This is a genomic window from Lapidilactobacillus mulanensis, assembly GCF_003946215.1.
Classification (GTDB): Bacteria; Bacillota; Bacilli; order Lactobacillales; family Lactobacillaceae; genus Lapidilactobacillus; species Lapidilactobacillus mulanensis.
In genome coordinates this window covers 40,983-60,920 of record NZ_RHOW01000010.1, presented here as the reverse complement: position 1 = coordinate 60,920, position 19,938 = coordinate 40,983, and the positions used below count along the sequence as shown (strand labels likewise).

Genomic DNA, 19,938 nt, shown 5'->3' with positions numbered 1-19,938 from the left:
GTATAGCGGGAACCTTTTCTTCCCATAAAAAACTCCTTCCTAAGTGTACAAGCTTTGATTATTTGCTCGTCTACTTAAGTAGGAGTATAGCCCCGAAAAAATCGGGCTGCTTTTCATATTTCTCAATATTTAATTGATCTCATCAAGATGATTATAATAAACGACCTCAATACCTTCATCCGTCAGCAGAATCTTAGTCACGCTCGCGTTTTGCGGCGAAACCGTCGTATCAAATTGACCCGCACCAAATTTTTCAACAATACTGCGAATCGTGGTGCCATGACTGACCAACAAAACATTATCGCCGTTCAAATTCTGTTCGCGCAACATCTTAAAGCCCTTGCCCAAACGCGTCCAATATTGCGTCGCTGTTTCGGCATCGTGGAAGGGATCGATATCGTTCATGAAATCCTTCGATGCATCGATACTGTATTTCGAAATGATCTCCTTGAAATTCCGAGCACCATGAGGAGCACCAACAGAATACCAAGTCTTGGCAGAATCATCACCCTCGAAATAACCGTAGAAAACCTCGCGGAAAAATTGTGTCGTCGTATAGGGAACGACCGTGTTCATATTTTTGCCGAGAATGATCTCACAGGTGTGCATTGCGCGCGTTGTATCCGAAGAGTAGGCATGAGTGAAGGTCAGGTGTTTCAAACGCTGTGCGGCGTCTTGAGCGCCTTGAATACCAGCGGGCGTCAAGGGCGAATCTGACCAACCTTGCATCTTATTAAATTTATTGAAATAGGTTTGACCATGACGTACCAGATAAACTGTAATTGTTTTCATAGATTTAATTCCTTAAGGTTTGTAATGACCGCTTTCGACGTCGATGATGAATTTCTTCAAGTGTTCGAAATAGACTTCGGGATTGTCGATCATATGATGATGACCGCCATCTGGTGTTGTTTCCAAACGGGCATTCGGAATTTGTTGCGCCATCCGCAACGCTGAAGATAACGGCATCGTTTCGTGCTGACCAAATGTGAGCAGTGTTGGGACAGTAATGTTGTGGATCTGCTTACGCAAATCGAATTCCTTCAACTTACCAGTAACAACGAATTCATTATCACCTTGGAAAGCATTGTAAACGGGTGTTGCCATTGTCGAAATCAAATGACTGATGGCAGGTGGTTGGCGACGATCCACATAACCACGATTTAAAACGTCGACGTATGATTGATACTTTGGATCATCCCAGTTGCCATCTTTTTCACAGCGTTTCATGTAAGAAACAGCTTCGACGGACAGAGCTTCTTCACGAACCTTGTTAATATGAACGACATATTCAGCAATGTTGTCGATCATACTCGAAATAATCGCGCCCTTGAGATGTTTGCCATACTTGAGCGCGTATTGCATTGTCAACGCGCCACCCCAAGATTGACCGATCAAGTAAAAATGATCTAGGCCCAACTTTTGGCGAACTTCTTCAACTTCACCGAGATAATAGTCGTTAGTCAAATATTTTTCGGCAATTTTAGGATCACTGTAATCGGGTTGGTCAGAATAAAATGAACCTAATTGATCATACATGTGAACTTGAACACCGATATCGGCAAGCTTTTCGCCGAAGTTTTCCCAGTATTCATGAGTGCCACCAGGGCCGCCGTGCAAGCAGAGTAGGTGAATGTCGCCTTGACCCTGCGTGTTGGTCCAGAGGTGGTAGCCGTTATCTAATGTTAAAATCGTTGTTCCTTGTTTCATATAGCCACCTGGTTTCTTTTTATTATTCACACTCATTGTATCATTATCGCGCTTACAAGTGGCGGTAAGTGTTAGGATTTTATGCGGTTCCGGCGAAATTTGTGGTGGGAACTGGGAAACTGCTGTGGGGACGGCTGCAGGATTTCCAAAGTACGGAAATTCTTCCGCCTGAAATATGAGCTCCGGAAAACCGCCGGATCTCACATTTCCCCATTTTGTAAATTCGCAAAAATCGCTCATTAACAAAATTACCACTGCAGTCCCAATTCCCACCACAAATTTCGCCTCGTCTATTCAGAAGAGCTCGATAATATTTATTGCATGATATTCTTTGTTATTTAGAGCAAAGGCTACCTTATAATCAACTTCCAGGAACCCTGCTATTCAGTTCCTACACTAAACAAAATAAGTTTAGGTCGAAAGTGCTGGGGCAGGCAGTCGTGGCAGTGACAACCATGTTGGCGGGCCGCTTTTGCCCGCCTTACATGGTGGATCGATTTGAGACTCGGCGGTTTTCCGAGGCTCAAATCGAAGCTTCAAGCCTTTCGCGAACTTCGAAAGGCTTGGAGCGGTCCCACAGCCACAGACTGCCTGCCCCAGCACTTTCGACCGCAGGTAGATAAGAATCTTTCATATTTCAAGTCAGTAAGCTGTAGTCTACTTCAAAATATGTTTAATTTTACGCTCTTCATCAGAACTAAACGCCAAATTCTGGCCAGCTTCAATATTCGAGAGCAGATTTCTTTCGCTGGTAGTCCCAATGATCACGCTGGCAACGCTCTGATCGCGCAACAGCCAAGTCAACGCCATCTGCGCTAATGTTTGGTTGCGTTCTCGGGCAATCGTGTTCAACTGATTCAATTTCTGAACAACGGCATCTTTACCATTTTTAAAAATATCGGTGTTCGACCAGTGAATTGGGAAATCTGCGGGAATACCGCCTAAATAGCGGTCGGTTAATAAGCCTTCTGAAAGTGGGCCGTAAGCGACCAAGCTGCGATTATGTTGCTTGAGGGTATCCATCAGGCCATCTTCGTAAACAGCAGGCCGCAACATGTTATAGGAAGCTTGGTTGACGACGAAGGGGACGTGATAATCTTTCAGCATGGCGATCATCGTGTCCGTTTGCTCGGCGTCATAATTACTAATGCCGATATATAATGCCTTGCCAGATTGAACGACTTGCGCCAATGCCTGGGCAGTTTCTTCTGGGTCCGTTTCTGGATCGGGTCTGTGACTGTAAAAAATGTCAACGTAATCCATTTGCAGACGCTCGAGAGAATGATCGATGCTTTGCAGAATGTTTTTACGTGAATTGAAGTGCTGATAAGGGCTGGGTCCCATTTCAAAACCGGTTTTAGTGGTGACGACCAATTCATCACGATAGGGTTTCAAATTGTTTTGATAAACGCGGCCGAATAATTTCTCGGCGGAACCTAATTCTGGTTTACCATAATTGTTGGCAATATCGAACGAAAAAATACCGTGATCGAATGCGGAGAGGATGATTTTTTCGCGGTCCTCAAAGGGGTCTTCACTGCCATAATGGCGCCATAAACCTAATGTGATCACAGGCAGCTGCAATCCAGTGTCGCCGACGCGGCGAATGGGCAGTTGTTCGTAACGGTCATCTGCTGCTGTATACATAATTATAACCTCCGGAAAAATTGAAATTTTTATTTAGCATAGGAACTGATCTGCGTTCACTTCAATTGTAAGAGTTATTTAGAGTGGGGTCAAAATAAAATGCCTCTTTGAGTGAGCCTTGCGGACTAGACATTCATGTTTCACAAGTGGCATAATCTAATGATACTGATTTGGAAGTGAACGCATGACTGATTTATTGGTGGCAATTTTCGGTTTCTGGGGTGGTGTCGCGCGCTTGTATGGCACGCAATTGTTGGGTTCACCTTGGAACACCTTATTAATTAATTTGTTGGGCGCCTTTTTGTTGCCGTTGTGGAACAATTTCTTCGGCACACGCCTGGTCAAAAATCGTAAGTGGCTACTGGTGGGTGTGGGGACTGGATTTTTCGGTGCCTTCACCACTTTTTCTAGCTTTTGTTTAGACTTCGTGAAGCTGATGATGGCCGATCGACAAGTAACCGCCATTTTGTATTTGATCATTAGTATGATCGGCGGAATTTTAGCAGCCTGGTTGGGAACGACTTTGGCGCAACGTTTAGAAATGAAAGTGATGGATTTCTGATGACGAATTGGGTGATTGTTGGCTTAGGCGCCAGCGTTGGTGCGGTTGCACGATATCGCTTCACCGACTTGTATAAAAAGTTGCGGCCACAAACCGGCTTCCATGCGACCTTGTTGATCAATTTGTCAGGCGCGTTTTTGTTGGGATTATTATTTGCCTTAACGATTTCAGTTGGCTGGTATGCATTTCTAGGCGTCGGCTTCTGCGGTGGTTGGACTACTTTTTCAACTTTAAATAGTGAAGTCAGTGGGCAATTGGCACAACAAAAAATGCGACGCGCATTCTGGTATGTCGCCGCAAATTATGGGCTGGGCTTGCCCTTGTGTGCGCTTGGTTGGTGGTTAGGGCAGCTACTCGTGTGAGTGCGCTGTGCAGCGCGTTTTCGGATGTGATAGAATGGAAGCATTAATATTAGGAGGACGACCATGAATCGTAAATCAATTATCACAGGGATCACCACACTGATCGGCTTTTTGGTGGGACTCTATGTACACAACATTTTTGTTTACACGATTGTCGGACTCGCAGTCGGCTATTTGATCGTCTTTTGGATTCCCTCGATCGTTGCATGGAAGCAACGGAAAAACCGCCACAAGTAAGCAAAACTCGCCATATTTTGACGCATAAATTTAAGCTAAATAAGCACTAAAAAATAGACGTTATTGAACGATTGTGATAAACTTGTTCAATACGTTTTTTAGAGTGTGGAAAGCAACGGGTTGAAATTATTGGCTAAGCCGCCAACAACTTAAAATCCTGCACTTGGATTTCAAGTTGTTGGTGCTTAGACACTAATTTCAGTTGCTTGGAACACGTTTTAATAAGAGTGTTGTGTAGCACGTTTCAATGAGAGTGTCATGTAGCACGTTTCCGTCCAGTGCAATTAGCACGTTGAATTTCAGCAAAGGTTGTGGGAGATTGTCAGATTCACGAGAACCGATTCGTAATTCGCAGGCAGCAGAACAGCGGTATTTAGATGATGTGATCCAGAAGATCCGCCGAGCAGAAAAAAAGGCACAATCTTCGATCGACCAAGCCGAAACGGACAAGCAGTCGATCAACAAGCAGTACAGTGAAGAGGTCAGGCTGAATTTTGGTGATGATGGGACGAGTTTAGAAACCGCATTGTCGATTCATCAGCAACAACAAATGTTGGCCGAGCGCGAAAATAGTTGGCAAGCCTCAAATAAACGGTTGACGATTTTGCGTCGTTTGATCGGCAATCCTTATTTTGCGCGTCTTGATTTCCAAGAGCATGGTGAGCCTAAGAAAGAAACGATTTACATTGGCTTGAGTTCATTTACAGATAAGAACGATAAGTTTCTGATTTACGATTGGCGCGCACCGATTTCATCGATTTATTATGATGGCAAGCTGGGCGATGTGACTTATCAGACGCCTGATGGTGAGCAATCAGTCAACATTTCGTTGAAGCGTCAATTTTTAATTAAAAAAGGTCAAATCGATTCGATGTTTGACACCACGGAAACAATTGGCGATCAAATGTTACTCGAAGTTCTGGGTGAGAAGTCTAGCACGCAGATGAAATCGATCGTAACCACGATTCAAAAAGAACAAAATAAAATTATTCGCAACACCAAAGCCGATTTATTATTTGTGCAAGGGGCTGCGGGTTCAGGGAAAACCTCGGCAATTTTACAACGGGTCGCTTATTTGTTGTATCGTTATCGCGGTAATTTGACGTCTAGCCAAGTGGTCATGTTCTCGCCCAATCAATTGTTCAACGATTATATCGAGAACGTTTTGCCAGAGTTAGGCGAGCAGAACATGGTCCAAATGACTTATCAGCAATTTGTTGGCCGTCGTCTACCTAATTACACGATCATTAATCCGGCTGCCCAATTCGAGGTGCCACAAACAGAGACGGCTAAGAAAATCTCGCGTGTGAAGACGGACTTGAAGTTCTTCAAGGTTTTGCAGAAATACAGTCGTTTGTTAGAAACTGGCGGGATGTTTTTCCGCGACTTGAAGTTCCAAGACAAACCTTATATTACGAAAGAAAAAATTTCAGAGATCTATTATAGTTTCAACGAAAATTATCACTTGGCTAATCGCGTGGATGCCACCAAGGAACGATTGGTACAGCTCCTGAATAATCGCGTACAACCCGAATTGCACAAGTCTTGGGTCTCGAAACAAATTGAGAATATGGATCAGGAACAGTTGCAAGCCATGTATTCAAAAGCAGATCAAGAATTCAATTCTAGCGATGATGAATACAACTATCTGGCCCGCAAAATAGTGACTAGTTCATTGAAGCCAGTTAATCAAGGCATCAATCGAATGCGTTTCTTCAATATTAATAAACAATATCTCCATTTTCTCGCACAGGTTCCGCAACTCTTGAATTTGAGTGACTATGGATTGACTGCGGAAGAATGGCAGCAGGAGTTGGCAGCAACGCAGGAAAGATTCAAGGCGCACACGATCGAGTTAGATGATGTCAGTCCTTACTTATTCTTGTTTGATTTGATCACGGGCAAGCGCGGCGATCGCACGATGCGGTTTGTTTTCATCGATGAAATTCAAGACTACACTTCCTTCCAACTTGCTTACTTGCAGTTCCAATTTCCGAAAGCTAAATACACGATGTTGGGCGATTTAAATCAGGCCATCTTCACCTCGTCTGACAGCCGCTCATTGCTAAGTCGCGTGCAAAAATTATTCGATCGCGATAAAACCGAAGTTGTGCAGTTGACGCGTTCTTATCGTTCAACGAAACAAATCACCGAATTTACGCGAGCAATTTTGAAAAATGGGCAAAAAATCGATACCTTCGAACGAATCGGTGACTTACCCAACGCGATTATTCGTGACGATCAAGATGAATTAGCCGAGCACTTGTTGGCGCAGCTGAAGAGCAATGATGAACGCAAAATCACAACGGCGATCATTTGCAAAACGAAACGCGAAAGTGAAATCGTGACCAAGTTCTTGCAGACGCGCGACTATCCCGTCACCATGATCCGTTCAGAAAACCAGCGTTTAGCTGCAGGCACACTTGTGATTCCTGCTTATTTGGCAAAAGGACTCGAATTCGACGCAGTTATCTTGTGGAATCTTTCGGCAGATAATTATGCCGATGAAGACGAACGTCAATTGGTTTACACCATCGCGTCGCGGGCAATGCATCGATTGACGATGCTAGCCGAGAATGAATTAACACCGATTTTAGCAAATGTGCCGGCGCAATTATACGAACGACAATAACGCTGTAATTTTGGAATTTTCTCAAAATAGCGATCTTGGAGTTAATTAGCATGAATTTACCGAATAACTATAATTATTTTACGCGTCAAGAATGGGCGACTTTCCACGGGCGCAATCAATTGAACACGGTCACGGCTGACGAGTTGGCGCAAATAGCTGCTCTCAATGACCGCATTAATCTAGAGGATGTGCAGGAGATTTACGTGCCTTTGCGGCATTTGCTGCATATTTATTTGCGCCGTTATCAACAATTGGTTCACGACAAAGCCGATTTCATGGATAATGAGCCGCACCAAACACCATTTCTGATCGGCATTTCTGGAAGTGTGGCGGTTGGTAAAAGTACAACGGCACGTTTATTGCAATTGTTACTGAGCCGTTCTTTTACCGATCACAAGGTACAATTGATCACGACCGATGGTTTTTTGTATCCGAATGCCGAGTTGAAACGGCAAGGACTCCTTAAACGCAAGGGTTTTCCCGAGAGTTACGATATGGAGCACCTACTGACGTTCTTAGATCAGGTTAAAAGTTGCAAGCCCCAAATTCACGTCCCGCGTTATTCTCACCAGATTTATGACATTATCCCCAATGGTTATGATGTGGTCGATCAACCGGATATTTTGATCGTCGAGGGAATTAACGTGTTGCAATTGCCAAGTAATCAGCAGTTGTATGTGAGTGATTATTTCGACTTTTCGATTTATGTGGATGCCGATCCTGATCTGATCGAGACGTGGTATTTGGATCGATTCAAGGTTTTGCTCGACACCGCGTTTACCGATCCGGATAATTATTATTATCAATATGCGATCGGGGATCGTGATGACGCGTTGAAAATGGCGGATAAGGTTTGGCGTGAAGTTAATTTGAAGAACCTGGACGAATATATCTTGCCAACGCGTAACCGCGCGGATTTGATTCTGCATAAAACGGATCGTCATTTGATCGACACGGTGGGTTTGCGGAAATATTAGGGTTTTTGTGGTTTAAGACAAAACATTTAGGGCGAAATCGGTCAGATGTGACCGATTTGGGGAATATAATCTACCTGCGGTCGAAAGTGCTGGGGCAGGCAGGTCTGTGGCTGTGGGACCGCTCCAAGCCTTTCGAAGTTCGCGAAAGTCTCGAATCGATCCACCATGTAAGGCGGGGAGAACCATCCCGCCAACATGGTTGTCACTGCCACGACTGCCTGCCCCAGCACTTTCGACCTAAACGTATTATGTTTAGTGTAGGATTTGAATTGATGGGTTCCTGAAAACTGGATTATCAAGGTAGCCTTTGCTCTAAATAACAAAGAATGTTATGCGATAAACTTCAAATTTGGACCAAATGACATGCGGTAAATATTATCGAGCTCTTCTGAATAGACTAGGCGAAATTTGTGGTGGGAACTGGGACTGCAGTGGTATTTCTGTTAACGAGTGGTCTTTACGAGTTTACAGAAAGGGGAAATGTGAGCTCCGACGGTTTTCGGAGCTCACATTTCAGGCGGAAGAATTTCCGGTCTTTGGAAATCCTGCAGCCGTCCCCACAGCAGTTTCCCAGTTGCCGCCACAAATTTAGCCGAAACCGCACAAAATCCACCTAAAATATAGATTGATTTTTAACCAAGTAGCACATATTTACATTCCCACCAAAAATCGTTATGATTAATAAGATAACTACCTGAATGAACCACCTGAACTCAATCAAAAAAATAGGAGCGTGACAAACATGGCGCAAGCCGACTTGAAAGATGTCGACAAAATTATCGTTCTCGATTACGGGAGCCAATATAATCAGCTGATCACTCGCCGTATTCGCGAATTTGGCGTTTATTCTGAACTGCTACCAAACACGATCACGGCCGCTGAAGTGAAGAAGATGAATCCTAAGGGAATTATTTTTTCTGGCGGACCAATGAGTGTTTATGATGAGGGCGCCTTTAATGTGGATCCCGAAATTTTAACGTTGGGCATTCCGATCTTGGGCATTTGTTACGGCATGCAGTTATTGGCATACAAGATGAATGGCAGGGTTGAACCTGCCAACAATCGTGAGTATGGCAAGGCAGATATTACTGTGACGGATCCAGAGACACCGCTTTTCAAGGGGTTGCCAACTGAGCAAACGGTCTGGATGAGTCACGGCGATTTAGTGCGTGAATTACCAGCCGGTTTCCACGTCGTTGCCACGAGTAAAAATGCGCCGATTTCTTCTTTTGCTAATGATGAGAAGAAAATGTACGGTATTCAATTCCATGCCGAAGTTCGAAATACAGAATATGGGAATGATATTTTACGTCACTTTACTTTTGACGTTGCCAACGCCGAAGCTAATTGGTCGATGACTGATTTTATCGATCAACAAATCGAGAAGATCCGTGCCACTGTCGGTGATAAAAAAGTATTGCTCGGTTTATCCGGCGGTGTCGATTCGAGTGTTGTCGGTGTCTTGCTCCATGAGGCAATCGGCGATCAGTTGACGAGTATTTTCGTCGATCACGGTTTGTTGCGCAAGGGTGAAGCTGATCAAGTCATGGCGAGCCTCGAGGGTAAATTCGGCCTCAATATTATTAAGGTGGATGCCAAGGCACGTTTCATGAACAAGCTTGAAGGCGTCAGTGATCCCGAACAGAAGCGGAAAATTATCGGCAATGAATTTATTCAGGTCTTTAATGACGAAGCCACAAAACTCGATGGTATCGATTTTCTCGCACAGGGAACCTTGTATACCGATGTAATCGAGAGTGGTACTAGCACCGCGCAGACAATCAAGTCACATCATAATGTCGGCGGCTTGCCCAAGGATATCCATTTCCAATTGATCGAACCACTGCGGACTTTATTTAAAGATGAAGTGCGTGATCTCGGCGAAAAATTGGGCATGCCTAGTGATCTCGTTTGGCGTCAACCATTCCCAGGTCCTGGCCTTGGAATTCGGGTTATCGGTGCAATTACCGAAGATAAATTGGAAATTGTCCGCGACAGTGATTTAATTCTTCGCGAAGAAATTAAAAACGCTGGTCTCGAAAGAGAAGTTTGGCAATACTTTACGGTTTTACCAGGCTTCAAATCCGTCGGTGTCATGGGTGACGGTCGCACGTACGATTACACCGTCGGCATTCGCGCGGTCACTTCGATCGATGGCATGACCGCCGACTTCGCACAGATTCCATGGGATGTTCTCCAGAAGATCTCGGTGCGAATTGTCAACGAAGTCGCACACGTTAATCGCGTCGTGTATGATATCACGAGCAAGCCACCAAGCACGATCGAATGGGAATGAAGTTTTAAATATTGTATCTGTTTCAGTCAATCTGTATCAGCTTAAAATGCTGATTTGATTGGCTTTTTTTGTTTTATAAGTACGATACAAATTGATATAATTTGATGCTTATACGGTACCGTTGACGGTACAAGATTTTATTTGTGTTTTGTACCGTCAAAATCGTGTAAATCCTTGCCAACATTGGAATACAATTCAAGTGATTCAAATGCAGTTGGCCGAGTGTAATCGGCGGTCATTTGCAAATTTCTGTGTCCCAACCAATGCATAACTTCTATATCAGCAGAAGTCGACGCCATGCCCTTGGTCGCAAAATAGTGTCGCAGCATATGAGGTGTTATTTGCATGTCTGATGCGTCGTTGATACGCTTGGTTAATTTATTGGCGTAATAAGGGTGCAGTGGACTACCTTTTTCGTTCAGCCAGAGCCAATGATCATTAGCGTTGATGTTATTCCTCTCTCTGATATTGTCAGACGTTGTGATTGCGTACCTGATGTTCTTGATAATTTCACCAGTAACCCACAGTGTGCGATACGAGCTTTGTGTTTTAAGCGTTGTTCCGTTCAATTCGTCAGCAGTGCGTTGCAAGTCTATTTTGATCGCGCACCTTTCTTCACCGGTATTTTTATCGGTCTCGAATTTGAACGAGCTTGTTCTTAATCCCATCAATTCACCACGACGTTCACCAAGACAACCGATATAGACCAATGACAGCATATACTTATCGAGAATATTCTCAGCTGTATCAATCCATTTTTCATAGTCTGTTGTTTGGATCGTCAGATCTTTGGCTGCACGCCCCTGAATCAGCATGCCTTTTAGTTTATTCTTAGGTATAACGTCTTCATATTCTGCGTTGTTCATGATTGCAAGCATAACTGAAGTGATTGTTCTTATGGTTGATTTTGCCAGATTTTTTATCGCCAAGCCGTCCAGAAACGACTGAAAACTTGACCGAGTAACGTCGCTTAAATAGGTATTACCAAAAACAGGTTTAAGGTAGCCCTTATAGAAATTGGTTGAGTTTTTGCGAGTGGATTCCTTCCATATTTTCAACTTAATTTTACGGGAACTCATTCGTTGCCAGTACTGATCAACTGTAACTTTTTGTGATGTAATTGCGCCGATGTTACCCGTGGCTAAATCAGCCTCAAACCTTTTCAAAATGATGTCTGCGTCACGCCAAGTCTTTAATCCTGATTTTGTGAACTCGTCGGCTTTTCCTAAACTATTTTTAAATCCACGTCTAACGCCGTATCGTTTGCCCTTGGCTGTCTGATACTCATAGATATTCGGGTGGTTCTTAACTGGCGTCCAATTTCTCATAATGATCAAATCTCCTAATTTGTGTACATATTGCAGAATAATACAAACGTATGTTCTTTTTGAAATTAAAAAAATAAGCCATTAGGCACGGTGCTTGCGAAAACTATCGATGTTGATCACATTATCGGTTCCACGTCTTAGTAATTTATTTATCACCTTCATATCTTTTAACGACGTTTGATATTCTCCTTCATTATGTGGAATCATCAAATCAAAGGCGAAGAATCCAGGGTTGTCTAAATCTTTTCGCAATCTGTTGATTAGTTGTTCATAAGTCATAAATTCATTGCCATATTGCCTATCTATTCTCAGTATATTATCGCTATCCATGCTGGTGCCTCCAATGTTTATTTGTTTAATCCCCATCCGAGAATCGAACTCGGATCGTCACCAGAGTGGGGACGTTGATTAGTTTAGAGTTACATCAACGGTTTTATCATTCCAAAAAGATGTTTGATATTGTAATTTCAATTTGGCATCTTTCTTAGCTTGACCTACCATATTTCCAGTAACGGTGGCATCTTTATCAAGCGTTCCACTATTTAAAGTATCCTTATTGTATTCTTCATTGATGAGAATTTCGTTAAGGTCAGTTGAGTTGCCATCAGCATTCAACTTAAAATCATATGGGTTATAATCTTGCTTTTCAGCGCTTTTATTAGTAATTGTTACATTAACAATTACATACTGTTTTCCACTATCTGGCGTGTCCATATCGTCACCGTCCCAGAATTTAACGCTATTTACTTTAAATGAATAACCCTTGTAAGTAGCAGTTTCTCCAACTTTGTATGAATCTTTTAATTCTGCTTCTGATTTTTTAGAAGAACTTGATTTTTTAGTCTCCGTAGTTTTTTCAGATGAATCTTTAGCATCACTATCATCGTTGCCGCCCATTTGTGATCCAACGATTGCTACCACAATCACAACTAAAATCCAGAACCATACACGTTTGTAGAAAGGTTTCTTCTCCTTTACCGTATAGGTTTTGCCATCGTCCCCTGTGATTTGTTTCTTTGCCATAATATATTCCTCCCATACCAGTTATCTGGTATAATTTATTTTGTAATAAGTAATACTTAAGTCTCTGTGCCAGCGGAGGCTTTTTTATTTGCTGTTTCTTCAATACAATTTACTTGATATTATTTCATTTTTTATTTTGAAGTTGTTGTGCTTTAGTGATTCGTTTTAGGAATTTTTCTTTATATTCATCGTATCGATATTGACCCATTTCGGTATTGATATATGACTCCAACACATTGATTTCTTGACTATATTGTTTAAGTTTACGCGAATCAATTGCAATGCGTTCAGTAATCAGGGCGCGTAAAAAGCGATTTTTGCCTTTAGCCTTGAGCAATAGGGGAATGAGTATTCCTATAGACTTTTCAGGTTCACCTTGTTTACCCAATTTCTCTGCCGCAAAATAAGGCCTACTAATTTTGTCGTATGCCTTTTCTTCTGTTATTTCTTGCCGTAATTTTTTGGCGTCGTCAGCCATTCCCAAAACTTCGTCTTGCTTGGCATAATTTTCTATCCGTTCATGGTACAACTCATTGTTTTTGGCGTTCTCTTCGGGCGTGTGCCAGTTGTTGCGGTGTTTTTCAATGAATTTAAAATTTTCTGATAAAGCAATCTTGCCTAGTTCAGTTAGTTGTCCAGACGGTTCGATATAACCGAGTGTTAATAGCCGTTGTCGTTCCGCTCCAAAGTCTTTAACATAGTTTCTTTCAAAATATAATGGAATGGCTCTATTTCTATTCCAATATTTATCCAGCCACCAAAGCATGATAATGTTGCCGATTGTCACCTCGCCATTATAAACAACATTATCGGACCAAGGATAGATTGCGTTCGGATTAATCTCTGCCATAGGATAGTTATTGATTGTCATTTTGGCATCAATTTCTCTATTTTTCTCAAAATAGTCAACCTTTTCTACAGGATTATCTTTAGATTTATCTTCAGGCTTTTTATTACCGAACAAAAAAGAAATTAACCCCATTGTTATTCCTCCACTTTTTCAACGACATCTTGAACCATAAAATAATAAGTATATGGAATCTCGAAATTATCTAGGAAATTAATAATGTTAAAATCACGAATCTCAATACCCGTCGAATTCATATAGTACCTAATCAGTAGGCTAATTGCTCCGCTGTTGGCTTCGTTCTCCACCTTCAAGTAAGTTACATAGCTACTGTCCAGATAGGCTGCAGGGACGTCGCCAAGGACGTTGTGCGTCAGCTCGTGAGCAACTAGAAAGTTAGAAAAAGGTTCGCTGACTTTTTCGTTGATGAAGATAGCTTTTTGGATTGGATCAGAAAGCCCAAGATAAGCGTCTGGTAATTTGTCTGTATAGCAGATGTCGATGCCTAATGATTCGCATATCGTTTCTGGATCTTGTCCGGACAGTTTATCAGTGTCGATAAGGAATTCGTCAAGCGTTTCGTATAACGCCATGGGCGATCACTCCTTATCGTCTTTTTTGTCGTGTTGAACTCGATTGCGTCCTTTGCGCCAGTAGTAGCCTTCAAGAAGACTTTTAACGGCTTCCTGAGCTTCATCTGAGACTGGTTCTTCACGGTAAGTTAGCTGGCCTTGATCGAGTATTCGATGTAAGTCCTTAGTTTCCTGGTTGGTTGCATCTTTGGGCGTGTTATTAATACCAAGAAGATAATCAACGGTTACATTGAAATAATTAGCTATTGCAACAAGGGTTTCTTGATCAGGTTGTCTTTTACCTTGTTCATATGAAGCAAGAGTTGTGGGAGCAAATCCAAGACGTTTTGCCGTCTCGACTTGAGTTTCACGTTTATTTTTTCGTAGTTCTTTGAGGCGTTCTGCAAACATATTTTTCCCTCCAGATATGATACTACTACACAATTTGTGTGGTTTAAATACAACAAAAGAAAATACTCAAAATGAGTAATTAATTGTTGACTATATACTCATAACGCGTTATTATATAAACATACCAATACTAAATGCGTATCGGAGGTGATATTGTGAGAAAATGGTTGAAGGATATACGTAAACAAAATAAGTTTACTCAAAACGACATGGCCGAATTTCTTAATATTCCGGTAACGACTTACGCTTCTTATGAACAAGGTAAAAGAACACCCAATGTGCGTAAGGCCGCTGAATTGTCGGAAAAGTTAAATGTTAAATGGACCATTTTTTTTGGAGTTGACGTACGCGATTCGAGTAATTAAACATCGAATAAACTATATCAATGTTAGGGAGGTGATCGCATGACACGAGAAGAAATGATCGAAGACATCATGGAATGGCGTCCGGATACTCGCAGATCAACATGGGAGCGTAAGAGCGAAAAACAGCTCAAAGCCAACTGGGTAATTCTAAACAGCATGGCTGATCGTGAAGCTGATGAAATATTGTCAAGCAACTGTTGACTATATGGTACCGGAAAACAACGTTTACATTCAACCGCAAACGTACACGAATACTGAAAGGAGGTGAATATTTTGAAAGAAATAGATATCAATCAAGAATTGAAGGATGCGCTAAATCGAAGCAATTGGACACAGACGTTACTAGCGACATCATTACATGTTACCAAGGGCGCTGTCACCAACTGGACGCTACGTGATAATATTCCAGACAAGATGTTGCTTGGATCAATGAGACTGCTTAATGATTATCGTTTCAGCCTTGCGGTTGCGGAATATTTAACGGGTGTTAAGACTTATTCGATCAAGCGGGTTGAAGATACACCGTACGCCAGATTTTTTAGCCAAGCTAAAGAAGAACACGATCGGCAAGATTTAGACCACGATTTCACGCTCCTAATGGGCAAACGTAAGGAAGACCGCACGCAAGACGATCGTAAAAAAATCGTCCATTACGCCAAAGAATTAAGCGAAGAAATTGAAGAAGAGAACAGCTTGTTGGCTGCGGTCATGGAAGACTGGGATTTGATAATTTGATGGGAGGCGAAAATTAATGCAGGCATCGGTTGAATTGAGTAATGATGACGTTAAAAAGATTGCTGCGGCTGTAATCACACTATTACCATCAGCACTTGACACAATACCCAAAAAAATAGAACCAGAAATGAATAAGAAACAAATTGCAAAGATGGTACTCGGATGTGATGTTAGCCAGATTGAAAAATTGGAAGATCTGGGGATGCCATTTGTCCTCACGGGAAACCACCATCGATACATTCCTGAAGATGTTCGCAAATGGAGAAGAAAACATCAAGAAGGTGATTGGGAATGATCAAATTTATTCGAAATTACTTTGCACTACCAGACGACATCTGGGGCGATCTGTTCGTTATCATGCTGATTATCGTTCCTGTGTTGGTAATTGCTAGCGAGGTGGTTACACATGCACTTTATTAAAACAAAAAAGACTCCCGCGTATTGGAGTACGCAGAAGTCAGTAACAAAGTAAAACATTTATACGGTAATTATATCAGAAAAGGTAGGTAAATGAAATGACTGTAATAACGCTTGAATCACTGTCTGTTCATAATTTTAAAGGCATTCGAGATTTCACGTTGGTGCCAAAAGGTAATGATAGTCAGATCTATGGCATGAACGCAACTGGTAAAACTACTATATTTGACGCGTTTACGTGGCTACTTTTTGGAAAAAATTCTGAGGAATCAAAACAATTCAACGTCAAACCACTTGATGAAAATGGCGACGAGGTGCTTGGCCTTGAGCCAGAAGTTGTTGCAACCATTGCTGTTGATGACAAGAGTATCACTTTAAAACGCGTGCTCACCGAAGTGTGGACGAAGCCGGCCGGTAAACTCGAAAAAGTCCGGAAGCCAGATAAAACAGTTCTCTATATCGACGATGTGCCACAAAAGGTCAAGGAATATGAAGACTACATCAACAGTCTGATCGATATGGATTCCTTCAAAACGCTTACGAATCCAGCAGCGTTTACCAATCTGAAATGGGACGTCCAGCGGTCAATCTTGATGAATCTTATTCCAGATATTGATGATCAGTCAGTCTTAGCTGACCACCCAGAATTGTCAGAGCTGGTCACTATTTTAGATAACAGTTCTGTCGAGGATCAGCACAAACGTATCAGTGCTCAAAAGAGCCAAATCAAAAAAGATATTGATGCCTTACCTGCAAGAATCGACGAAGCAACACGTGCAATTCCTGAAACCATCAAAACCAGCGATAAAGAACTGAATGAGATGAAGTCGACTTACGAGGCTGAAATCACTGACCGTAAAGCTAAAGCATCAATGCTCCAGCAAGATACTTCTGGTATTGAAACTCAGCAAAAGATTGCTGGTCTAAACGTAAAACTTTCTAAACGTGAATCGGAATTTCTTGGTGGCAAAAATCTTCAAATGTCGTCTTTGAGGAAAGATATCAATACCGCAGAGGACGAATATCGCAGTGCACAACGATCACTGCAAGAAATACAAGATAAGCTTAAACGGGTTACCAACGAGCTGTCTGATACAAAAGTACGCCACTCTGAATTAGCTAGTCAATATGTTGAAGCAGATAATCAGACGTTTGACGAACATGCTGAGCAGTGCCCGACTTGTGGTCAAAATTTACCGCCGGATAAAGTTGAGGAATCAAAAGAGAAATTTAATCAACAAAAATCAGTCAAGCTCGCACAGATTGCAAAAGTGGGGCAAGAATTTAGCAAAGATAAGATTGCAGAATTAACTGATCAAGTCTCAAAACTACAATTAGACGTTAAAAGCGAAATGGTCAAGGCGGCTACTACACAATCACACTACAAGAAGCTTAAGGCTGAGCTTGAGAGCCAAGAAAATGGCTTTGGCGATTTCCAATCAACTGAAATCTACACTCAGATTATTAATGAAATTGCTGAACTAAGAGCCAAACCAGATGACGCCCAAAATAATAGTGACGAAATTGAAAAGCTCGAAGCTGAAATAGCAGGTTACCGTCATGATATTGACAATATCGAGTCTGTTCTTCGTGATAAGCATGCAGCACGTGAACAGCGCAAGCGTATCACCGAACTGGAAGACCAAGATAAAGCATTGAAGCAGAAGTTCTCTGAGCTTGAAAAACAAGCCTATCTCATTGATCAATTCACCCGGGCCAAAGTTAACGTAATCGAAGACAAGTTAAACACTATGTTCCAGATGGTCAGCTTTAAACTATTCGAAAATCAAAAAAATGGTGAGTTAAAAGAAACCTGTGAAGCAACTGTTGATGGTGTGCCATTTAGCGACCTGAACAACGCTGCACGCATCAATGCAGGACTGGATATCATTAATACCCTAACTGATTATTATGGCGTCAATGTGCCAATTTTCGTCGACAACGCCGAATCAGTTAACGAGTTGATCAAGACAAAATCTCAGCAAATTAGTTTAATCGTTTCAACCGACAAAAAGATGAAAGTGGTGGCTTAACATGGAAAAAACATTTGAAACAAGCTTAGCTAAAATTAATAACACGTATGCACCAATGATTGCAGAACAACTGCATAACAACGGCATTGAAATGACGGAGTATCAGAATCAAGTTGTGCTTTCTGCAATTTCATCAATCAACGAAGTGGTTGCAAACGAAGGCTTGACGATTGGTCAAGTTGAGCAAGGTAATCTAACACAAATTCTATTGACTGTCGCTGCATTACAACTCAACGCAAGTGCGGATCCACGCGAAGTCTACTTCATTGTTCGCAACAAAAAAGATAAAAATGGGTCGCAGCATAAGATTATCGAAATGAATATTGAAGGCGACGGTAACGATGCTTTACTGGATCGGTTTGGTCGCAACATCAAAAACGTCTATCCATACTGGGTCGTCCGTGAGAATGATGAGTTTGATTATCCAAAGCATAAGGGACTGACTGTTGAGCCACCAGCGTGGTCCGAATCTGGTGTTGGCAAGGTTTTACATGTTGTTTATCCACTAGAGTATCAAGATGGAACGATCGATTATAAAATCGGCGAACGCGAAGACGTCAAGAAAAACCTGCTAGCACATGTGAGCCAAAACTTAATGTGGGACAAGAGCGGTGCTAAACAGCAGTTCATGGAAAAAACGGCTGATATGACGCTTGATGAAATCTTAGACAGTAAAGAGTTAGTTACACTTGGAAAAATTTCAGGAGCATGGTCTTCCCCTCAAGCACGCGAATCAATGATCATACGTAAAATCAGAAATAACATTGTCAAAAAGATTCCAAAGGATTTCTCAACTGGGTTCTTGGCACTCAAATATCAAGAGGCTGAGAGAACAGACATTGAAGACATGCGCAAGGACGTCACAGACAGTGCCAATCAAGAAGATTTTGAACGGGCTAAGTTAGCAACTGCCAACCAATCTTCACTAGAAGACGCGTCAGAAGCAGTGATTGAACGCCCTGAGGAAGTAGAAGAACAATCGCCAACAGAATCAGGCGAAACTCAACCAGATGAAGCGCCTGAAAGTATTGAAACGGAAACTAAAACAGTCGAGGTTCCATTCTGATGATTGGCATAACAGTATTTGGCTCAGGCAGTTCCGGAAATTGCTACTGTCTGGATAACGGTACCTCTCAATTGTTGATTGAGACCGGTATTCCGTATAAAAAAGTTGCGCCAAAGATGGGATTTGATTTTACACGCGTGACTGGAGTGCTGATCTCCCATGAGCACGGTGATCACTCTAAATACCTGAATCAGTTTTTGCAGCATACAAACTCAAACATCTATATGACTTCGGGGACAGCAGGCGTACTCAACATCGATGATTCATATAACTATCGTATCAAAGCTGTTAAACCACTTGTTGATACCGTGATAGGTGACTGGAAGGTAACACCATTCAGTGTTGAGCATGATGCTGCTGAACCGGTCGGCTTTTTGATTGAGAGTGGTGGTGACAAGCTGATTTATGTAACTGACACATACTACGTTAAATATAAATTTAAGGGCATAACTAGAATGATGGTCGAGATGAATTATTCAGCCGAGATCGCAGCTAAAAACACAACTGACGGCGTATTGAATCGGTCATTAGAAAAGCGAATACTGACATCACATTTTGAAATGGATAATTCATTATCATTTATCAAAGCTAACATGTCACTGACGCTTAGAGACGTCCTGTTGATCCATATCAGCAAGACTAACGGTGACCCTGAACTATTCCAACACAAGGTACAAGAATTGACTGGCGTGCCAGTTTATATCGCTAAATAGGAGGT

At 42.0% G+C, this 19,938-nt stretch carries 22 protein-coding genes; 13 read left to right on the top strand and 9 right to left on the bottom strand.

Features of this window, described 5'->3' with window-relative positions:
* Window positions 1–129: 129 nt before the first annotated feature.
* The 3 genes from EKM67_RS04070 to EKM67_RS04060 all read right to left on the bottom strand — a co-directional run bounded on the left by EKM67_RS04070 (window position 130) and on the right by EKM67_RS04060 (window position 3,357).
* A complete protein-coding gene (locus EKM67_RS04070; RefSeq protein WP_125577531.1) occupies window positions 130–792 on the bottom strand; it encodes a histidine phosphatase family protein in 663 nt (220 codons plus the stop codon).
* Between the two features lie 12 nt (window positions 793–804).
* A complete protein-coding gene (locus EKM67_RS04065) occupies window positions 805–1,710 on the bottom strand; it encodes a proline-specific peptidase family protein (RefSeq protein WP_125577543.1) in 906 nt (301 codons plus the stop codon).
* 657 nt (window positions 1,711–2,367) lie between these two features.
* Window positions 2,368–3,357, bottom strand: coding sequence for an aldo/keto reductase (locus EKM67_RS04060; protein ID WP_125577529.1), 990 nt, complete (start codon window positions 3,355–3,357; stop codon window positions 2,368–2,370).
* A 184-nt stretch (window positions 3,358–3,541) separates the two neighbouring features.
* On the opposite strand from EKM67_RS04060, the gene EKM67_RS04055 reads away from it, so the two are divergent.
* The 6 genes from EKM67_RS04055 to guaA all read left to right on the top strand — a co-directional run bounded on the left by EKM67_RS04055 (window position 3,542) and on the right by guaA (window position 10,423).
* Complete coding sequence (locus tag EKM67_RS04055) at window positions 3,542–3,919, top strand: fluoride efflux transporter FluC (RefSeq protein WP_125577527.1); 378 nt, start codon at window positions 3,542–3,544, stop codon at window positions 3,917–3,919.
* Entirely contained in the window at window positions 3,919–4,281 is a 363-nt protein-coding gene (locus EKM67_RS04050) for a fluoride efflux transporter FluC (protein WP_125577525.1), read from the top strand. Before EKM67_RS04055 ends, EKM67_RS04050 begins: the two co-directional genes overlap by 1 nt.
* Before the next feature lie 63 nt (window positions 4,282–4,344).
* Window positions 4,345–4,518, top strand: a complete 174-nt coding sequence (locus tag EKM67_RS10765) for a hypothetical protein (RefSeq protein ID WP_164506555.1) — start codon at window positions 4,345–4,347, stop codon at window positions 4,516–4,518.
* A 319-nt stretch (window positions 4,519–4,837) separates the two neighbouring features.
* Window positions 4,838–7,150 carry an RNA polymerase recycling motor HelD gene (helD, locus tag EKM67_RS04045; protein ID WP_225417307.1) on the top strand — a complete coding sequence of 771 codons (2,313 nt, stop codon included), beginning with the start codon at window positions 4,838–4,840 and terminating at the stop codon, window positions 7,148–7,150.
* A 50-nt stretch (window positions 7,151–7,200) separates the two neighbouring features.
* On the top strand, window positions 7,201–8,127 hold the full coding sequence (gene coaA, locus EKM67_RS04040; RefSeq protein ID WP_125577521.1) for a type I pantothenate kinase: 927 nt from the start codon (window positions 7,201–7,203) through the stop codon (window positions 8,125–8,127).
* A gap of 742 nt (window positions 8,128–8,869) precedes the next feature.
* Entirely contained in the window at window positions 8,870–10,423 is a 1,554-nt protein-coding gene (guaA, locus tag EKM67_RS04035) for a glutamine-hydrolyzing GMP synthase (protein WP_125577519.1), read from the top strand.
* A 137-nt stretch (window positions 10,424–10,560) separates the two neighbouring features.
* On the opposite strand, the gene EKM67_RS04030 is transcribed toward guaA, so the two are convergent.
* The 6 genes from EKM67_RS04030 to EKM67_RS04005 form a co-directional block, all read right to left on the bottom strand.
* Complete coding sequence (locus EKM67_RS04030) at window positions 10,561–11,751, bottom strand: site-specific integrase (RefSeq protein WP_125577517.1); 1,191 nt, start codon at window positions 11,749–11,751, stop codon at window positions 10,561–10,563.
* Window positions 11,752–11,832: 81 nt separating this feature from the next.
* Complete coding sequence (locus tag EKM67_RS04025; protein ID WP_125577515.1) at window positions 11,833–12,081, bottom strand: hypothetical protein; 249 nt, start codon at window positions 12,079–12,081, stop codon at window positions 11,833–11,835.
* A 78-nt stretch (window positions 12,082–12,159) separates the two neighbouring features.
* Window positions 12,160–12,774 (bottom strand): DUF4352 domain-containing protein, encoded by a 615-nt coding sequence (locus tag EKM67_RS04020; protein ID WP_125577513.1) that lies wholly within the window; start codon window positions 12,772–12,774, stop codon window positions 12,160–12,162.
* A gap of 124 nt (window positions 12,775–12,898) precedes the next feature.
* Window positions 12,899–13,756 carry a hypothetical protein gene (locus EKM67_RS04015; RefSeq protein ID WP_125577511.1) on the bottom strand — a complete coding sequence of 286 codons (858 nt, stop codon included), beginning with the start codon at window positions 13,754–13,756 and terminating at the stop codon, window positions 12,899–12,901.
* Between the two features lie 2 nt (window positions 13,757–13,758).
* Window positions 13,759–14,214 carry an ImmA/IrrE family metallo-endopeptidase gene (locus EKM67_RS04010; RefSeq protein WP_125577509.1) on the bottom strand — a complete coding sequence of 152 codons (456 nt, stop codon included), beginning with the start codon at window positions 14,212–14,214 and terminating at the stop codon, window positions 13,759–13,761.
* 6 nt (window positions 14,215–14,220) lie between these two features.
* A complete protein-coding gene (locus EKM67_RS04005; protein ID WP_125577507.1) occupies window positions 14,221–14,604 on the bottom strand; it encodes a helix-turn-helix domain-containing protein in 384 nt (127 codons plus the stop codon).
* 167 nt (window positions 14,605–14,771) lie between these two features.
* Between EKM67_RS04005 and EKM67_RS04000 the strand changes: the two genes are divergently transcribed.
* The 7 genes from EKM67_RS04000 (at window position 14,772) to EKM67_RS03975 (ending at window position 19,933) form a co-directional block, all read left to right on the top strand.
* Window positions 14,772–14,969, top strand: a complete 198-nt coding sequence (locus EKM67_RS04000) for a helix-turn-helix domain-containing protein (protein ID WP_225417306.1) — start codon at window positions 14,772–14,774, stop codon at window positions 14,967–14,969.
* A gap of 39 nt (window positions 14,970–15,008) precedes the next feature.
* Complete coding sequence (locus EKM67_RS10760; RefSeq protein ID WP_164506554.1) at window positions 15,009–15,170, top strand: hypothetical protein; 162 nt, start codon at window positions 15,009–15,011, stop codon at window positions 15,168–15,170.
* 72 nt (window positions 15,171–15,242) lie between these two features.
* A complete protein-coding gene (locus tag EKM67_RS03995; RefSeq protein WP_125577503.1) occupies window positions 15,243–15,704 on the top strand; it encodes a hypothetical protein in 462 nt (153 codons plus the stop codon).
* A 16-nt stretch (window positions 15,705–15,720) separates the two neighbouring features.
* Entirely contained in the window at window positions 15,721–15,999 is a 279-nt protein-coding gene (locus EKM67_RS03990; protein WP_125577501.1) for a hypothetical protein, read from the top strand.
* A gap of 220 nt (window positions 16,000–16,219) precedes the next feature.
* The gene (locus EKM67_RS03985) at window positions 16,220–18,154 is read left to right on the top strand and encodes an AAA family ATPase (protein WP_125577500.1); all 1,935 of its coding nucleotides are present in this window, start codon (window positions 16,220–16,222) and stop codon (window positions 18,152–18,154) included.
* 1 nt (window position 18,155) lies between these two features.
* On the top strand, window positions 18,156–19,220 hold the full coding sequence (locus tag EKM67_RS03980) for a hypothetical protein (RefSeq protein ID WP_125577498.1): 1,065 nt from the start codon (window positions 18,156–18,158) through the stop codon (window positions 19,218–19,220).
* Complete coding sequence (locus EKM67_RS03975) at window positions 19,220–19,933, top strand: MBL fold metallo-hydrolase (RefSeq protein WP_125577496.1); 714 nt, start codon at window positions 19,220–19,222, stop codon at window positions 19,931–19,933. The genes EKM67_RS03980 and EKM67_RS03975 overlap by 1 nt, the downstream gene beginning before the upstream one ends.
* Window positions 19,934–19,938 lie beyond the last annotated feature (5 nt).

Coding starts and splice junctions, on each gene's coding strand:
- EKM67_RS04005 (WP_125577507.1), bottom strand. CDS start 14,604: ATGTTTGCAGAACGCCTCAAAGAACTACGAAAAAATAAACGTGAAACT.
- EKM67_RS04020 (WP_125577513.1), bottom strand. CDS start 12,774: ATGGCAAAGAAACAAATCACAGGGGACGATGGCAAAACCTATACGGTA.
- guaA (WP_125577519.1), top strand. CDS start 8,870: ATGGCGCAAGCCGACTTGAAAGATGTCGACAAAATTATCGTTCTCGAT.
- EKM67_RS04025 (WP_125577515.1), bottom strand. CDS start 12,081: ATGGATAGCGATAATATACTGAGAATAGATAGGCAATATGGCAATGAA.
- EKM67_RS04015 (WP_125577511.1), bottom strand. CDS start 13,756: ATGGGGTTAATTTCTTTTTTGTTCGGTAATAAAAAGCCTGAAGATAAA.
- EKM67_RS04050 (WP_125577525.1), top strand. CDS start 3,919: ATGACGAATTGGGTGATTGTTGGCTTAGGCGCCAGCGTTGGTGCGGTT.
- EKM67_RS04070 (WP_125577531.1), bottom strand. CDS start 792: ATGAAAACAATTACAGTTTATCTGGTACGTCATGGTCAAACCTATTTC.
- EKM67_RS03975 (WP_125577496.1), top strand. CDS start 19,220: ATGATTGGCATAACAGTATTTGGCTCAGGCAGTTCCGGAAATTGCTAC.
- EKM67_RS10765 (WP_164506555.1), top strand. CDS start 4,345: ATGAATCGTAAATCAATTATCACAGGGATCACCACACTGATCGGCTTT.
- EKM67_RS04030 (WP_125577517.1), bottom strand. CDS start 11,751: ATGAGAAATTGGACGCCAGTTAAGAACCACCCGAATATCTATGAGTAT.
- EKM67_RS04060 (WP_125577529.1), bottom strand. CDS start 3,357: ATGTATACAGCAGCAGATGACCGTTACGAACAACTGCCCATTCGCCGC.
- EKM67_RS04010 (WP_125577509.1), bottom strand. CDS start 14,214: ATGGCGTTATACGAAACGCTTGACGAATTCCTTATCGACACTGATAAA.
- EKM67_RS03985 (WP_125577500.1), top strand. CDS start 16,220: ATGACTGTAATAACGCTTGAATCACTGTCTGTTCATAATTTTAAAGGC.
- EKM67_RS03980 (WP_125577498.1), top strand. CDS start 18,156: ATGGAAAAAACATTTGAAACAAGCTTAGCTAAAATTAATAACACGTAT.
- EKM67_RS03990 (WP_125577501.1), top strand. CDS start 15,721: ATGCAGGCATCGGTTGAATTGAGTAATGATGACGTTAAAAAGATTGCT.
- EKM67_RS04055 (WP_125577527.1), top strand. CDS start 3,542: ATGACTGATTTATTGGTGGCAATTTTCGGTTTCTGGGGTGGTGTCGCG.
- coaA (WP_125577521.1), top strand. CDS start 7,201: ATGAATTTACCGAATAACTATAATTATTTTACGCGTCAAGAATGGGCG.
- EKM67_RS10760 (WP_164506554.1), top strand. CDS start 15,009: ATGACACGAGAAGAAATGATCGAAGACATCATGGAATGGCGTCCGGAT.
- EKM67_RS04065 (WP_125577543.1), bottom strand. CDS start 1,710: ATGAAACAAGGAACAACGATTTTAACATTAGATAACGGCTACCACCTC.